Annotated in this window: 17 protein-coding genes; 11 read left to right on the top strand and 6 right to left on the bottom strand. The window is 59.7% G+C overall.

Going from position 1 to position 12842, the window contains the following annotated elements:
* Window positions 1-84: 84 nt before the first annotated feature.
* Window positions 85-768 carry a C40 family peptidase gene (locus JSY17_RS20220; protein WP_206402789.1) on the top strand — a complete coding sequence of 228 codons (684 nt, stop codon included), beginning with the start codon at window positions 85-87 and terminating at the stop codon, window positions 766-768.
* Window positions 769-804: 36 nt separating this feature from the next.
* Here JSY17_RS20220 and JSY17_RS20215 read toward each other — a convergent pair whose 3' ends face one another.
* Window positions 805-1839, bottom strand: coding sequence for a type IV pilus twitching motility protein PilT (locus JSY17_RS20215; protein WP_117166436.1), 1035 nt, complete (start codon window positions 1837-1839; stop codon window positions 805-807).
* A 55-nt stretch (window positions 1840-1894) separates the two neighbouring features.
* Between JSY17_RS20215 and JSY17_RS20210 the strand changes: the two genes are divergently transcribed.
* From JSY17_RS20210 to JSY17_RS20170, 9 genes are all read left to right on the top strand, one after another.
* Window positions 1895-2581 carry a YggS family pyridoxal phosphate-dependent enzyme gene (locus JSY17_RS20210; RefSeq protein WP_117182534.1) on the top strand — a complete coding sequence of 229 codons (687 nt, stop codon included), beginning with the start codon at window positions 1895-1897 and terminating at the stop codon, window positions 2579-2581.
* A 21-nt stretch (window positions 2582-2602) separates the two neighbouring features.
* Window positions 2603-3421, top strand: coding sequence for a pyrroline-5-carboxylate reductase (gene proC / locus JSY17_RS20205; RefSeq protein ID WP_206402787.1), 819 nt, complete (start codon window positions 2603-2605; stop codon window positions 3419-3421).
* Between the two features lie 26 nt (window positions 3422-3447).
* Window positions 3448-4038: a YggT family protein gene (locus JSY17_RS20200; RefSeq protein ID WP_117166439.1), complete on the top strand. Its 591-nt coding sequence runs from the start codon at window positions 3448-3450 to the stop codon at window positions 4036-4038.
* A 141-nt stretch (window positions 4039-4179) separates the two neighbouring features.
* The gene (gene metX / locus JSY17_RS20195) at window positions 4180-5319 is read left to right on the top strand and encodes a homoserine O-succinyltransferase MetX (protein WP_117182532.1); all 1140 of its coding nucleotides are present in this window, start codon (window positions 4180-4182) and stop codon (window positions 5317-5319) included.
* Window positions 5320-5326: 7 nt separating this feature from the next.
* A complete protein-coding gene (metW, locus tag JSY17_RS20190) occupies window positions 5327-5947 on the top strand; it encodes a methionine biosynthesis protein MetW (RefSeq protein ID WP_117166441.1) in 621 nt (206 codons plus the stop codon).
* Between the two features lie 26 nt (window positions 5948-5973).
* Window positions 5974-6408 carry a DUF4426 domain-containing protein gene (locus tag JSY17_RS20185; RefSeq protein WP_200978653.1) on the top strand — a complete coding sequence of 145 codons (435 nt, stop codon included), beginning with the start codon at window positions 5974-5976 and terminating at the stop codon, window positions 6406-6408.
* A complete protein-coding gene (gene rdgB / locus JSY17_RS20180) occupies window positions 6405-7001 on the top strand; it encodes an RdgB/HAM1 family non-canonical purine NTP pyrophosphatase (protein ID WP_038400085.1) in 597 nt (198 codons plus the stop codon). The genes JSY17_RS20185 and rdgB overlap by 4 nt, the downstream gene beginning before the upstream one ends.
* Window positions 6998-8212: a radical SAM family heme chaperone HemW gene (gene hemW / locus JSY17_RS20175; RefSeq protein ID WP_232849564.1), complete on the top strand. Its 1215-nt coding sequence runs from the start codon at window positions 6998-7000 to the stop codon at window positions 8210-8212. The genes rdgB and hemW overlap by 4 nt, the downstream gene beginning before the upstream one ends.
* 9 nt (window positions 8213-8221) lie before the next feature.
* The gene (locus JSY17_RS20170; RefSeq protein ID WP_117166444.1) at window positions 8222-8545 is read left to right on the top strand and encodes a DUF3392 domain-containing protein; all 324 of its coding nucleotides are present in this window, start codon (window positions 8222-8224) and stop codon (window positions 8543-8545) included.
* 60 nt (window positions 8546-8605) lie between these two features.
* Here JSY17_RS20170 and trmB read toward each other — a convergent pair whose 3' ends face one another.
* From trmB to JSY17_RS20150, 4 genes are all read right to left on the bottom strand, one after another.
* Window positions 8606-9253: a tRNA (guanosine(46)-N7)-methyltransferase TrmB gene (trmB, locus tag JSY17_RS20165; RefSeq protein ID WP_221033428.1), complete on the bottom strand. Its 648-nt coding sequence runs from the start codon at window positions 9251-9253 to the stop codon at window positions 8606-8608.
* A gap of 97 nt (window positions 9254-9350) precedes the next feature.
* Window positions 9351-10145 (bottom strand): thiazole synthase, encoded by a 795-nt coding sequence (locus tag JSY17_RS20160; RefSeq protein WP_117182530.1) that lies wholly within the window; start codon window positions 10143-10145, stop codon window positions 9351-9353.
* 46 nt (window positions 10146-10191) lie between these two features.
* Complete coding sequence (thiS, locus tag JSY17_RS20155; RefSeq protein ID WP_117166447.1) at window positions 10192-10392, bottom strand: sulfur carrier protein ThiS; 201 nt, start codon at window positions 10390-10392, stop codon at window positions 10192-10194.
* 99 nt (window positions 10393-10491) lie between these two features.
* Entirely contained in the window at window positions 10492-10875 is a 384-nt protein-coding gene (locus JSY17_RS20150; protein WP_117166448.1) for a DUF423 domain-containing protein, read from the bottom strand.
* Window positions 10876-10956: 81 nt separating this feature from the next.
* On the opposite strand from JSY17_RS20150, the gene mtgA reads away from it, so the two are divergent.
* Entirely contained in the window at window positions 10957-11667 is a 711-nt protein-coding gene (gene mtgA / locus JSY17_RS20145) for a monofunctional biosynthetic peptidoglycan transglycosylase (protein WP_122370280.1), read from the top strand.
* A gap of 263 nt (window positions 11668-11930) precedes the next feature.
* On the opposite strand, the gene rpoH is transcribed toward mtgA, so the two are convergent.
* Entirely contained in the window at window positions 11931-12785 is an 855-nt protein-coding gene (rpoH, locus tag JSY17_RS20140; RefSeq protein WP_117166449.1) for an RNA polymerase sigma factor RpoH, read from the bottom strand.
* Between the last annotated feature and the right edge of the window lie 57 nt (window positions 12786-12842).

Here is a 12842-nt window from a genome sequence, read left to right as displayed (position 1 = left end):
CTGTGATCGGGTCGACAAATGGGGTCAGGTTTGCCCAAAAAGCTGTTATAAAGTTGCGCGCTGACCACCTATGAGCCCTGCCGCATGCGTCCCTTTTTCAAGACATGGCTGACCATCTGCCTTTTTATGCCTCTGGCCGCCCACGCCACCAACCGTGAGCAACAGCTTCCTGCGAGCTTCACCGGCTATACCGCGAAAAGCCACTTTTCGCCCGTCATTACGCCTCGCACTACCCCCTTGGAAGCCTCTATCCCTCTCAAGTTTCAAAGTGCCACCGACACTCAGATACCGGCACCACGAAAGAATTCAGCCAAGCCCGTCAAAGCCACCAAGACCGTATCGACCCTCAATGCCAGACAAGGCAATGCTGTCGTGAAACGGGCCTTGCAAGCGGTGGGCACGCCTTATCGCTGGGGCGGAAACACGCCGGGCAAAGGTCTGGATTGCAGCGGGCTGGTGAAATACGCCTTCAACGACGTGCAGGAAGTCGATCTGCCGCGCACCTCCAATGCCATGGCTGAAGGTCATGGCCAGAAGGTCGATCGCAAGGATCTGAAGCCGGGCGACCTGCTGTTCTTCAACATCAAGAGTCGCAAGATCAATCATGTGGCTATCTATCTGGGCAATGACCGCTTCGTTCATGCGCCCCGTCGTGGCAAGGCCGTGACTGTCGATACGCTGAAAAAGCCGTACTGGAGCAGCCACTACAAGATCGCCAAGCGTGTGCTGCCCAAACAGACAGCGCCCATGCACGTCGCCCAGCGATAAGACCAAGGCCTGCTTCACTGGCAGGCCTGTTTTCCCTTAGAAGTTATCGGGCACCTTGGCCCGCTCCCGCGCACTGTCGCGGGTGATCAGGCCTTTCTTGACCAGATCTGCCAGACACATGTCCAGCGTCTGCATGCCCACCGATCCGCCCGTCTGGATGGCCGAGTACATCTGCGGCACCTTGTCCTCACGGATCAGGTTACGAATCGCGGGCGTCCCCATCATGATTTCATGGGCTGCCACACGCCCGCCGCCCACTTTCTTGAGCAGTGACTGCGAAACCACGGCATGCAGCGACTCGGAAAGCATGGAGCGGATCATGGATTTTTCCTCCGCCGGAAACACGTCGACCACACGGTCGATCGTCTTGGCGGCCGAAGTCGTGTGCAGGGTGCCAAAGACCAGGTGACCGGTTTCAGCCGCCGTCAGCGCCAGGCGAATGGTTTCCAGATCGCGCAGCTCACCCACCAGAATCACGTCGGGGTCTTCACGCAGGGCCGAGCGCAAGGCCTCGGAAAAGCCCAGCGTGTCACGGTGCACTTCACGCTGGTTGACCAGGCACTTCTTGGATTCGTGAACGAATTCGATAGGGTCTTCGATCGTCAGGATATGGTGATGCTTGTTGCAGTTCAGGTAATCGATCATCGCCGCCAGCGTGGTCGACTTGCCCGAACCGGTCGGCCCGGTCACCAGGATCAGGCCACGGGGCACGTCGGTAATCTTGCGAAACACTTCCCCCATTCCCAGATCTTCCATGCTCAGGATCTTCGAGGGAATGGTCCGGAATACCGCGCCAGCGCCACGGTTCTGATTGAAGGCGTTGACCCGAAAGCGTGCAACACCCGGCACTTCAAAGGAAAAGTCGGTCTCCAGGAACTCTTCGAAAGCCTGACGCTGCTTGTCGTTCATGATGTCGTAGATCAGCGCCTTGACCTCCTTGGCATCCAGCGGCGGCAGGTTGATGCGCCGCACATCGCCGTCCACACGGATCATCGGCGGCAGGCCCGCCGAGAGGTGCAAGTCCGACGCGCCCTGTTTGGCACTGAAAGCCAGCAGCTCGGTAATATCCATACAGCTCCTCAATCACATAGAATGCCGCAGACTTTAGCCCTGCTGGCGCAAATCAATGTCCACGATAGCAGCGAACATTTCAACGCTCGAAGAACGAATTCGCGCAGCGGCACACACCGCGCAGCGCAACCCGTCCACCATTGGCCTGCTGGCAGTCAGCAAGACCAAGCCGTCCAGCGACCTGCGTGAGGCCTTTGCCGCCGGTCTGCGCGATTTTGGCGAAAACTATTTGCAGGAAGCGCTGGGCAAACAGCAGGAATTGACCGACCTGCCCTTGTGTTGGCATTTCATCGGCCCCATTCAGTCGAACAAGACGCGCGCTATCGCCGAGAACTTCGCCTGGGTACATTCCGTGGATCGCCTGAAAATCGCTCAACGCCTGTCCGAGCAACGCCCCGAACACCTTGAACCGCTCAATATCTGCATTCAGGTCAATGTCAGCGGCGAGGCGAGCAAGTCCGGCTGTACGCCACAGGACCTGCCGGCATTGGCAGCCGCCATCAATGAATTGCCTCGCCTGAAGCTGCGCGGGCTGATGGCGATACCCGAACCCACAGAAGACAGCGCTGAACAGAACGCTGCCTTTGCTGCCGTACGTACACTGCAAGAACAATTGAATCTGCCGCTGGACACACTTTCCATGGGCATGAGCCACGACCTGGAAGCCGCCATTGCCCAGGGCGCGACCTGGGTGCGGATCGGCACTGCCCTTTTTGGCGCCCGTGACTACGGCCAGCCATAACCCACGTACAAGGATCTCTTCATGAGCAAGACTCGTATCGCCTTTGTCGGTGCCGGAAACATGGCAGCCAGCCTGATCGGTGGCTTGCGCGCCCAGGGCGTGGAAGCCGCACTGATCCGCGCCAGTGATCCGGGTGCCGAAACCCGCGAGCGCATCGCAACCGAGCACGGAATCACCGTAGTCGCCGACAACGCAGAAGCCATCGAAGGCGCCGATGTGGTGCTGCTGGCAGTAAAACCGCAAATGATGAAAGCCGTCTGCGAAGCCCTGCGCCCAAGCCTCAAACCTCAACAACTGATCGTCTCCATTGCCGCGGGCATCACTTGCGCCAGCATGACTCAGTGGCTGGGCGAGTCGCCTATCGTGCGCTGCATGCCCAACACTCCGGCCTTGCTGCGCCAAGGCGTCAGCGGCCTGTACGCCACCGACAAGGTCAGTGCCGCACAACGCGAGCAGGCCGAGCAATTACTGTCGGCAGTGGGCATCGCAGTCTGGCTTGACGAAGAGAAACAACTGGATGCCGTGACCGCTGTTTCCGGTAGCGGCCCGGCCTATTTCTTCCTGATGATCGAGGCGATGACTGCGGCAGGCGTAAAGCTGGGCCTGCCCGAAGACGTTGCCAAAAAGCTCACTCTGCAGACCGCTCTGGGTGCCGCGCTGATGGCGACCGGCAGTGATGTGGATGCAGCCGAACTGCGTCGCCGCGTGACTTCTCCTGCCGGCACCACGGAGGCCGCCATCAAGGCATTCCAGGCAGGCGGTTTTGAAGCACTGGTAGAAACGGCCCTCTGCGCCGCTGATAATCGTTCGGCAGAATTGGCCGAATTACTGGGTAAATAATTTTCCAGGCTTTCCGGAGCAGATCGATGATTGGATTGAACACCGCTGCAATTTTTGTCCTGCAAACCATTGGCAGTCTTTACCTGCTGATCATCCTCTTGCGCTTCGTGCTGCAACTGGTGCGGGCGAACTTCTACAACCCGCTGAGCCAGTTCACCGTCAAGGCCACACAACCCTTGCTCAAGCCTCTGCGCCGGATCATCCCGAGCGTGTTCGGCCTGGACATGTCTTCGCTGGTGCTGGCGATCCTCGTGCAAATGATCCTCATGGCCCTGACCCTGCTGCTGACCTTCGGCACCACAGGTGACCCGCTGCACCTGCTGATCTGGGCGATCATTGGCGTGACGGCGCTGTTCCTGAAGATATTCTTCTTTGCTCTGATCATCAGCGTGATCCTGTCCTGGGTCGCACCGGGCAGCCACAACCCGGGTGCAGAGCTGGTCAACCAGATCTGCGAACCTGCGCTGGCACCGTTCCGCAGATTTCTGCCCAACCTGGGCGGTCTGGACCTGTCGCCGATCTTCGCCTTCCTGGTGCTCAAGCTGCTGGACATGCTGGTCATCAATAACCTGGCCGCCATGAGCATGATGCCGCAGGTTCTGCGCATGCTGATCTGATGGTTGTTCGCTCCCACTCCTTCTGTACCGTCGGAGTGGGGGTGAATTGATTCGCGAAAAAACCTGCCGCTTTATTTCCTCTGTTGCCGCTACCCCCCGCGATCTTTAGACTTACGCCTCATTCACGCGAGAGCAGGGTCGATGCCCACAGTCTTTCCCCACGATTCTGTCGGTCTGGTCACACCGCAACTGGCACATTTCAGCGAACCCCTGGCACTGGCCTGCGGTCGTTCGTTGCCAGCCTATGACCTTGTTTACGAAACCTACGGCCAGCTCAACGCTGCGCGCAGCAACGCCGTACTGATCTGTCACGCGCTGTCCGGGCACCATCACGCTGCGGGTTACCACAGCCCCGAAGATCGCAAGCCGGGCTGGTGGGACAGTTGCATCGGTCCCGGCAAGCCTATCGATACCAACAAGTTCTTCGTGGTCAGCCTGAACAACCTCGGCGGCTGCAACGGCTCGACAGGCCCCAGCAGCATCGACCCGGAGACCGGCAAGCCTTTCGGTGCCAACTTCCCGGTCGTGACCGTGGAAGACTGGGTCAACAGTCAGGCACGTCTGGCGGATCGGCTGGGTATCGAGCAGTGGGCAGCGATTGTCGGCGGCAGTCTGGGCGGCATGCAAGCGCTGCAATGGACCATCAGCTACCCGGATCGCGTGCGCCACTGCCTGGCTATCGCCTCGGCACCCAAGCTGTCGGCACAGAACATCGCATTCAACGAGGTGGCTCGCCAGGCGATTCTCACCGACCCGGAATTCCATGGCGGCTCCTTCCAGGAAGTCGGCGTAATTCCCAAGCGCGGCCTGATGCTGGCGCGCATGGTCGGGCACATCACTTACCTGTCCGATGACTCCATGGGCGAGAAATTCGGCCGTGGCCTCAAGAGCGAGAAGCTCAACTACGACTTCCACAGCGTGGAGTTTCAGGTCGAAAGCTATCTGCGCTATCAGGGCGAAGAGTTTTCCGGGCGCTTCGATGCCAACACTTACCTGTTGATGACCAAGGCGCTGGACTACTTCGACCCGGCCGCGAACTTCAATGACAATCTGGCGCAGACCTTCGCCAGTGCCAAGGCGAAGTTCTGCGTGATGTCCTTCACCACCGACTGGCGCTTCTCGCCTGCCCGCTCCCGTGAGCTGGTGGACGCCTTGATGGCGGCCCGCAAGGACGTCTGCTACCTGGAAATCGACGCGCCTCAAGGGCACGACGCCTTCCTGATCCCGATCCCGCGCTACCTGCAGGCTTTCGGTAACTACATGAACCGGATTTCGTTGTGAGGACGCCATGAGAGCCGATCTTGAGATCATCCAGGAATGGATCCCCGCCGGCAGTCGCGTGCTCGACCTGGGTTGTGGCGACGGCGAATTGCTGACCTGGCTGCGCGACAACAAGCAAGTCACCGGCTACGGCCTGGAAAACGACCCGGACAACATCGCCGAGTGCGTGGCCAAGGGCATCAACGTGATCGAGCAGGACCTGGACAAGGGCCTGGGCAACTTTGCCAGCAACAGCTTCGATATCGTGGTCATGACCCAGGCGCTGCAAGCCGTACACTACCCGGACCGCATCCTCGACGAGATGCTGCGTGTCGGCCGTCAGTGCATCATCACCTTCCCGAACTTCGGCCACTGGCGCTGCCGCTGGTATCTGGCGAGCAAGGGCCGCATGCCGGTGTCCGAGTTCCTGCCGTACACCTGGTACAACACGCCGAACATTCACTTCTGCACCTTTGAAGACTTTGAAGAGCTGTGCCGCGAGCGCGAGGCACGAGTGATCGACAGGCTTGCCGTCGATCAACAGCACCGCCATGGGTGGGCCAGCAAGCTATGGCCTAATCTGTTGGGTGAAATCGGCATTTACCGGGTCAGCAGCCCCGGCCTGCCGGAACATCAGGTCGCTGTCTGATTCACAGCTTGTGGAGGAGAACGAACATGAGTCGCCTGGCCATTTTCCTGCTGACTGCCTGTCTGGGCCTGCCCGCAATGGCAGCCGATGCCATCAAGGGCGAGCGACAGGAAAGGTTCGGTGACATAACCGTTCACTACTCCACCTTCAACTCGACCTTCCTGCAGCCGGAAACCGCCAAAGGCGTCGAGTTGATCCGCAGCAAGAACCAGGGTGTGATCAATATTTCCGTGATCAAGGATGGCAAGCCACAGGCGGCGCAGGTCAGCGGCACGGTCAAAGACCTGACCAGCGCCTCGATCCCCTTGAGCTTCAAGCAGATCACCGAACCCGGCGCGGTCTACTACATCGCGCAATACCCTGTGCCACAGCAGGAAAACCGGACCTTCGACATTCACGTCAAGACTGGCAGCGATACCCATCGCTTCAGTTTCAACCAGGAACTTTTCCCGGGCCAATGATGAACCTCACGCAACTTGTATTGGCCAGCCACAACGGCGGCAAACTCAAAGAACTCCAGGCCATGCTGGGCGACAGCGTGCAATTGCGCTCCGTGGGCGAGTTCAGCCATGTCGAGCCGGAAGAAACCGGCCTGTCCTTCGTCGAGAATGCCATTCTCAAGGCGCGCAATGCTTCGCGCCTTTCCGGCCTGCCCGCACTGGCCGACGACTCGGGGCTGGCGGTGGACTTTCTCGGCGGAGCACCGGGCATCTATTCGGCCCGCTACGCCGACGGCAAGGGTGACGCGGCCAATAACGCCAAGCTGCTGGACGTCCTGAAAGACGTGCCCGACGAGCAGCGCGGCGCTCAGTTCGTCTGCGTGCTGGCGCTGGTTCGCCATGCCGACGATCCCTTGCCGATCCTTTGCGAAGGCCTGTGGCACGGGCGCATCCTGCATGCGGCCAGCGGCGAACATGGTTTCGGTTACGACCCTCTGTTCTGGGTGCCTGAGCGCAACTGCTCCAGTGCCGAGCTGAGCCCGACCGAGAAAAACCAGCTCAGCCATCGCGCTCGCGCCATGGCCATACTGCGTCAACGCCTGGGCCTGCAATGATCCACGATCCACCTGCGCAGCCGCTGTTTCCGGGTGAGACAGGTTTCTCCTCGGAAAGCCCAAGGGCTGCCCTGGCGCAACTGCCACCGCTGTCGCTGTATATCCATATCCCGTGGTGCGTGCGCAAATGCCCGTACTGCGACTTCAACTCCCACACCGCAAGCCCCGTGCTGCCGGAGCAGGAGTACGTCGATGCGCTGCTGGCGGACCTGGATCAGGACCTGCCGCACGTCCATGGCCGGGAATTGCGCTCGATCTTCTTTGGCGGCGGCACACCCAGCCTGTTCAGCGCCGAAGCCCTTGGCCGTCTGCTGGCCGGTGTAGAACAGCGCATCCGCTTTGCCAGCGACATCGAAATCACCCTGGAAGCCAACCCCGGTACGTTCGAGCAGGTCAAGTTCAGCGCCTATCGCGGGCTGGGCATCAACCGGCTGTCCATCGGTATCCAGAGTTTTCAGGAAGCCAAACTCAAGGCGCTGGGACGGATTCACAACGGTGACGAAGCGATTCGCGCCGCCGACATGGCGCGCATGGCCGGTTTCGACAACTTCAACCTTGATCTGATGCACGGCCTGCCGGATCAGTCCCAGGACGAAGCCCTGAACGACCTGCGCCAGGCCATTGCTCTGGCACCGACACACCTGTCCTGGTATCAGCTGACGCTGGAGCCCAACACCGTATTCTGGAACCAGCCACCGGTCCTGCCCGAAGACGACATCCTCTGGGATATTCAGGAAACCGGCCAGCAACTGCTGGCAGACAGCGGTTATGCGCAATACGAAGTCTCGGCCTACGCCCAGCCAAGCAAGGCCGCGCGGCATAACCTCAATTACTGGAGCTTCGGCGACTTCATCGGTATCGGTGCGGGAGCCCATGGCAAGCTCAGCCAGCCGGGCGGTCGGATTGTCCGCACCTGGAAGACGCGTCTGCCCAAGGATTACCTCAATCTGGAAAAGCCGTTCCAGGCCGGTTCAAAGCTGCTGAGTGTCGAGGAATTGCCTTTCGAATTCCTCATGAATGCACTGCGTCTCACAAATGGCGTGGACGCTGCATTATTTCGCGAAAGAACAGGTCTAAGCGTCGATTCACTGGCCAGCGCCCGCCAGCAAGCCGAACGACGCGGTCTGCTGCAGGCCGACCCGACACGTCTGGTTGCCACCCCGCAAGGCCAGCTTTTTCTCAATGACTTGCTGCAATACTTTCTGATCTAAGGACCCTGCATGGATCTCATACTCGATCTGCTCGCCACCGTCTCGCGCTGGAGTCGCAGCAATCTTTCGGACATTGCACTGGCGCTGGTGGGCTGTCTGCTGGTGCTGTTCGGCTCGGACTTCAAGGTGTGGATCGAACAGCGCATCAGCAGCATGACAGGTGCCTTGCGCATCCCGCTTCTGGCGCTGCTGTGCACCATCGGCAGCGGCCTGGCACTGATCTATGCCACGCCCTGGGTGGTGCGCGGCCTGAGCCAGTTCAACAATTACAGCCTGGCTCCGGTTCTGCTGGTGGTGCTGGTGTTGATTGGCGTTATTGCAGACCGAAAATAGCTTTCGCGGATAAATCCGCTCCCATGACGTCTGTGGGAGCGAATTCATTCGCGAACAGGCTTAAGCCAGCTTCTCGAACTTCAGGTCCCAGACGCCATGCCCCAACCGCTCGCCACGGCGCTCGAACTTGGTGATCGGGCGCTCGGCAGGACGGGGAACATACTGGCCGTCTTCTGCCTGATTGCGATAGCCAGGTGCTGCGCTCATCACTTCCAGCATGTATTCGGCGTAAGGGCCCCAGTCGGTGGCCATGTGAAACACACCGCCGACCTTGAGCTTGCTGCGCACCAAAGCCGCGAACTCAGGCTGCACGATGCGGCGCTTGTGATGACGGCTCTTGTGCCATGGATCGGGGAAGAACAGCATCAGGCGGTCGAGGCTGTTGTCGGCGATGCAGCGGTTCAGGACTTCGATGGCATCGCAGTCGTAGACGCGCACGTTGGTCAGGCCTTGAGTCAGCGCGCCATTGAGCAACGCACCCACACCCGGCGAATGCACTTCGACACCGATGAAGTCGTGCTCCGGTGCAGCCGCCGCCATTTCCAGCAGCGAGTGACCCATGCCGAAGCCGATTTCCAGAGTGCGCGGTGCCGAGCGACCGAATACCTGATCGAAATCGACCGGCGCGTCAGTCAACTGCAAGCCGAACTTCGGCAACCCCTGATCCAGGCCGCGCTGCTGGCCTTCGGTCATGCGACCGGCGCGCATCACAAAGCTCTTGATGCGGCGGTGATGGCGCTCTTCGCCTTCTTCGGTAGCAGGCGACTCTGGGTGTGGAACGTGCGAATCAGTCATCAACGGGCTCTTACTTGATCAGGCCATCCAGCGGCGAGGATGCGCTGGCATAGAGTTTTCTTGGCATGCGCCCGGCGAGGTACGCCAGACGACCGGCAATTACAGCGTGCTTCATGGCCTCGGCCATCATGACCGGCTGCTGGGCGTGGGCAATGGCCGAGTTCATCAGCACGGCTTCACAACCCAGCTCCATGGCGATGGTTGCGTCGGAAGCGGTACCGACACCGGCATCCACCAGCACAGGCACCCTGGTTTCTTCCAGGATGATCTGCAGGTTGTACGGGTTGCAGATCCCCAGACCGCTGCCGATCAGGCCGGCCAGCGGCATGATCGCGATACAGCCGATCTCCGCCAGTTGACGGGCGATGATCGGATCGTCGCTGGTGTAGACCATCACGTCGAAACCGTCCTTGACCAGCACTTCGGCAGCCTTGAGGGTTTCGATCACGTTGGGGAACAGGGTTTTCTGGTCGGCCAGCACTTCGAGCTTCACCAGATTGCGCCCGTCGAGCAGTTCGCGGGCCAGACGGCAGGTACGCACCGCTTCGACAGCATCGAAGCAACCCGCCGTGTTGGGCAGAATGGTGTAGCGGTCCGGCGGCAGCACGTCCAGCAGGTTCGGCTCGCCCGGGTTCTGGCCCAGGTTCGTGCGCCGAACGGCCACCGTCACGATTTCTGCACCCGAGGCTTCGATAGCCAGACGGGTCTGTTCCATATCCGCGTATTTGCCGGTACCTACCAGCAGACGCGACTCAAAGGTCCGACCGGCCAGTATGAATGGCTTGTCGCTGCGAACATTGCTCATCGGAAATCCTCTCAACTAGCACAATGGGGTCATTGCTGTACCGGGGCTAGCCGCCGCCGATGGCATGGACCACTTCGACCTGATCGCCTTCGCGAAGGACGGTGGATTCATGCTGGCTGCGGGGCACGATATCCAGGTTCAGCTCGACGGCCACCCGACGCCCGGCAAGATCCAGACGAGCCAACAACGCCGCGACGGTTTCACCATCGGGCAATTCAAAGGATTCACCGTTCAACTGAATGTGCATGCGCGATAGCAGCCATCATTTTAGGGGCCAGCATTCTAGCCCGATCAGCCGGTATGACCAAGGCATAGCCGAGCCATTCGTCTCAAGCGCGACTGGCGCTCACTGGGATACGCCACCCAGACGCCAGGCCGCAACACCCAGAGTCAGCCAGCCGATCAGAAAAGCCAGACCACCGAAGGGCGTCACGATCCCCAGCTTGCCGATACCGCTGAGGGTCAGCGCATACAGGCTGCCGGAAAACAGCACGATGCCAATGGCAAAGGAAAAACCGGCCCAGGTGACCAGTCGACCGGGAATCTGGGCAGCGAGTACCGCCACGCCCAGCAAGGCCAGTGCATGCACCAGCTGGTAAAGCACACCGGTATGAAAAATCGCCAGATACTCGGGGCTCAGGCGACCCTTGAGGCCGTGGGCAGCGAATGCACCGAGGGCCACACCGGTAAAACCGAAAAAGGCAGCAAGCATCAGGAAGCTACGAAGCATCAAGGATCTCCAGTCAAAAATCGTCCAATGGCGCACGGTCTGTATAATGGCCCGCTCAACGGGTTCGGCCAAGCCATCTCTATGCTGCGTTTTCTCTTGCATCGTGTCGCCAAAATCCTGCTGTGGTTCGCAGTAGGCAGTTTCGTTCTGGTTCTTGCCCTGCGCTGGGTTCCGCCACCGGGTACGGCGCTGATGATCGAGCGCAAGATTGAATCATGGGTCGATGGCGAGCCTATTGATCTGCAGCGCACCTGGCAGCCGTGGAACAAGATTTCCGACAACCTGAAAATCGCGGTCATCGCCGGCGAGGATCAGAAGTTCGCCGAGCACTGGGGTTTTGATATCAATGCCATTCAGGCGGCGATTCTGCACAACGAGCGTGGAGGCTCGATTCGCGGGGCCAGCACCCTGAGCCAGCAGGTCGCGAAAAACCTGTTTCTGTGGTCGGGCCGCAGCTATCCGCGCAAGGCGCTGGAAGCCTGGTTCACCGTGCTGATCGAACTGCTGTGGTCCAAGGAGCGCATTCTTGAGGTGTACCTCAACAGCGTCGAGTGGGATGAAGGCGTATTCGGCGCACAGGCCGCGGCACAGCATCACTTCGGTATCAACGCCAGCGCACTGTCGATGCAACAGGCCAGCTATCTGGCCGCAGTACTGCCCAACCCGCGCCAATGGAGCGCCAGCCATCCCAGCAGCTATGTTTCACGCCGTGCAGGCTGGATTCGTCAGCAGATGCGTCAGTTGGGCGGGGATGGCTATCTGGCGGAGTTGAACAATAGCCGGAAGCTGTAGCTGCCTCGGAGGGAGAGAATTCATTGGCTTTGTCTGCATTAAGTGTTGTGGTGTATCTGGCACAGCACAGGAAAACTGTGGGAGGCAGCTTGCTGGCGACAGGGCCCCAGTCGCCAGCAAGCTGCCTCCCACGGTCCTCTGGCTGACTTGCAACACTTAACGAGGACAGAGCCAATTCATTCGCGAAAAGGTTCGCGGATAAATCCGCTCCTACACATTCTCACACAAACAAAAACGCCCTGAGGTCATCAGGGCGTTTTTTGTCAGGCAGCTATCGAGCTCTTGAGCTTGTTCATCGCACTCTTCTCGAGCTGGCGAATCCGCTCGGCGGAGACGTTGTACTTCTGCGCCAGGTCGTGCAGCGTGGCCTTCTCTTCTGCCAGCCAGCGCTGATAGAGGATGTCACGGCTGCGCTCGTCCAGCACATCCAGAGCCTGATGCAGATTGGCCGTGGAGTTGTCGCTCCAGTCGGAATCTTCCAACTGACGCGCAGGATCGTAGCGGTGGTCTTCCAGGTAGTTGGCCGGCGACTGGAACGCGCTGTCGTCATCGGCTTCCGACGCCGGATCAAAGGCCATGTCCTGACCGGTCAGACGGCTTTCCATTTCGCGCACTTCACGCGGCTCGACACCAAGGCTTTCAGCCACGCGATGCACTTCATCGTTGTTCAGCCAGGCCAGACGTTTCTTCTGGCTGCGCAGGTTGAAGAACAGCTTGCGCTGCGCCTTGGTCGTGGCGACCTTGACGATACGCCAGTTGCGCAGAATGAATTCGTGGATTTCCGCCTTGATCCAGTGCACGGCAAACGACACCAGACGCACGCCCATCTCGGGGTTGAAGCGCTTGACGGCCTTCATCAGGCCGACGTTGCCTTCCTGGATCAGGTCGGACTGTGCCAGACCGTAACCCGAGTAGCTGCGTGCGATGTGTACGACAAAACGCAGGTGGGCGAGGACCATCTGACGAGCCGCATCCAGATCCTGGTCATAGTAGAGACTCTCAGCCAGTTCACGCTCCTGCTCAGGCGTCAGCAGAGGAATGCTGTTCACCGTGTGCACGTAAGCCTCCAGGTTCGCACCCGGGACTAATGCATATGCAGGTTGCAAAGAAGTGGTCATACCTACAAAACCTCCAACTCATGACTCGTGCAGTTCAGCACTGCGAAGATTGACCGG

The organism is Pseudomonas capsici, from assembly GCF_017165765.1.
GTDB lineage: Bacteria > Pseudomonadota > Gammaproteobacteria > Pseudomonadales > Pseudomonadaceae > Aquipseudomonas > Aquipseudomonas capsici.
This window is presented reverse-complemented; position numbering and strand designations above follow the sequence as displayed.

Coding starts and splice junctions, on each gene's coding strand:
- JSY17_RS20220 (WP_206402789.1), top strand. CDS start 85: ATGCGTCCCTTTTTCAAGACATGGCTGACCATCTGCCTTTTTATGCCT.
- JSY17_RS20215 (WP_117166436.1), bottom strand. CDS start 1,839: ATGGATATTACCGAGCTGCTGGCTTTCAGTGCCAAACAGGGCGCGTCG.
- JSY17_RS20210 (WP_117182534.1), top strand. CDS start 1,895: ATGTCCACGATAGCAGCGAACATTTCAACGCTCGAAGAACGAATTCGC.
- proC (WP_206402787.1), top strand. CDS start 2,603: ATGAGCAAGACTCGTATCGCCTTTGTCGGTGCCGGAAACATGGCAGCC.
- JSY17_RS20200 (WP_117166439.1), top strand. CDS start 3,448: ATGATTGGATTGAACACCGCTGCAATTTTTGTCCTGCAAACCATTGGC.
- metX (WP_117182532.1), top strand. CDS start 4,180: ATGCCCACAGTCTTTCCCCACGATTCTGTCGGTCTGGTCACACCGCAA.
- metW (WP_117166441.1), top strand. CDS start 5,327: ATGAGAGCCGATCTTGAGATCATCCAGGAATGGATCCCCGCCGGCAGT.
- JSY17_RS20185 (WP_200978653.1), top strand. CDS start 5,974: ATGAGTCGCCTGGCCATTTTCCTGCTGACTGCCTGTCTGGGCCTGCCC.
- rdgB (WP_038400085.1), top strand. CDS start 6,405: ATGATGAACCTCACGCAACTTGTATTGGCCAGCCACAACGGCGGCAAA.
- hemW (WP_232849564.1), top strand. CDS start 6,998: ATGATCCACGATCCACCTGCGCAGCCGCTGTTTCCGGGTGAGACAGGT.
- JSY17_RS20170 (WP_117166444.1), top strand. CDS start 8,222: ATGGATCTCATACTCGATCTGCTCGCCACCGTCTCGCGCTGGAGTCGC.
- trmB (WP_221033428.1), bottom strand. CDS start 9,253: ATGCGCGCCGGTCGCATGACCGAAGGCCAGCAGCGCGGCCTGGATCAG.
- JSY17_RS20160 (WP_117182530.1), bottom strand. CDS start 10,145: ATGAGCAATGTTCGCAGCGACAAGCCATTCATACTGGCCGGTCGGACC.
- thiS (WP_117166447.1), bottom strand. CDS start 10,392: ATGCACATTCAGTTGAACGGTGAATCCTTTGAATTGCCCGATGGTGAA.
- JSY17_RS20150 (WP_117166448.1), bottom strand. CDS start 10,875: ATGCTTCGTAGCTTCCTGATGCTTGCTGCCTTTTTCGGTTTTACCGGT.
- mtgA (WP_122370280.1), top strand. CDS start 10,957: ATGCTGCGTTTTCTCTTGCATCGTGTCGCCAAAATCCTGCTGTGGTTC.
- rpoH (WP_117166449.1), bottom strand. CDS start 12,785: ATGACCACTTCTTTGCAACCTGCATATGCATTAGTCCCGGGTGCGAAC.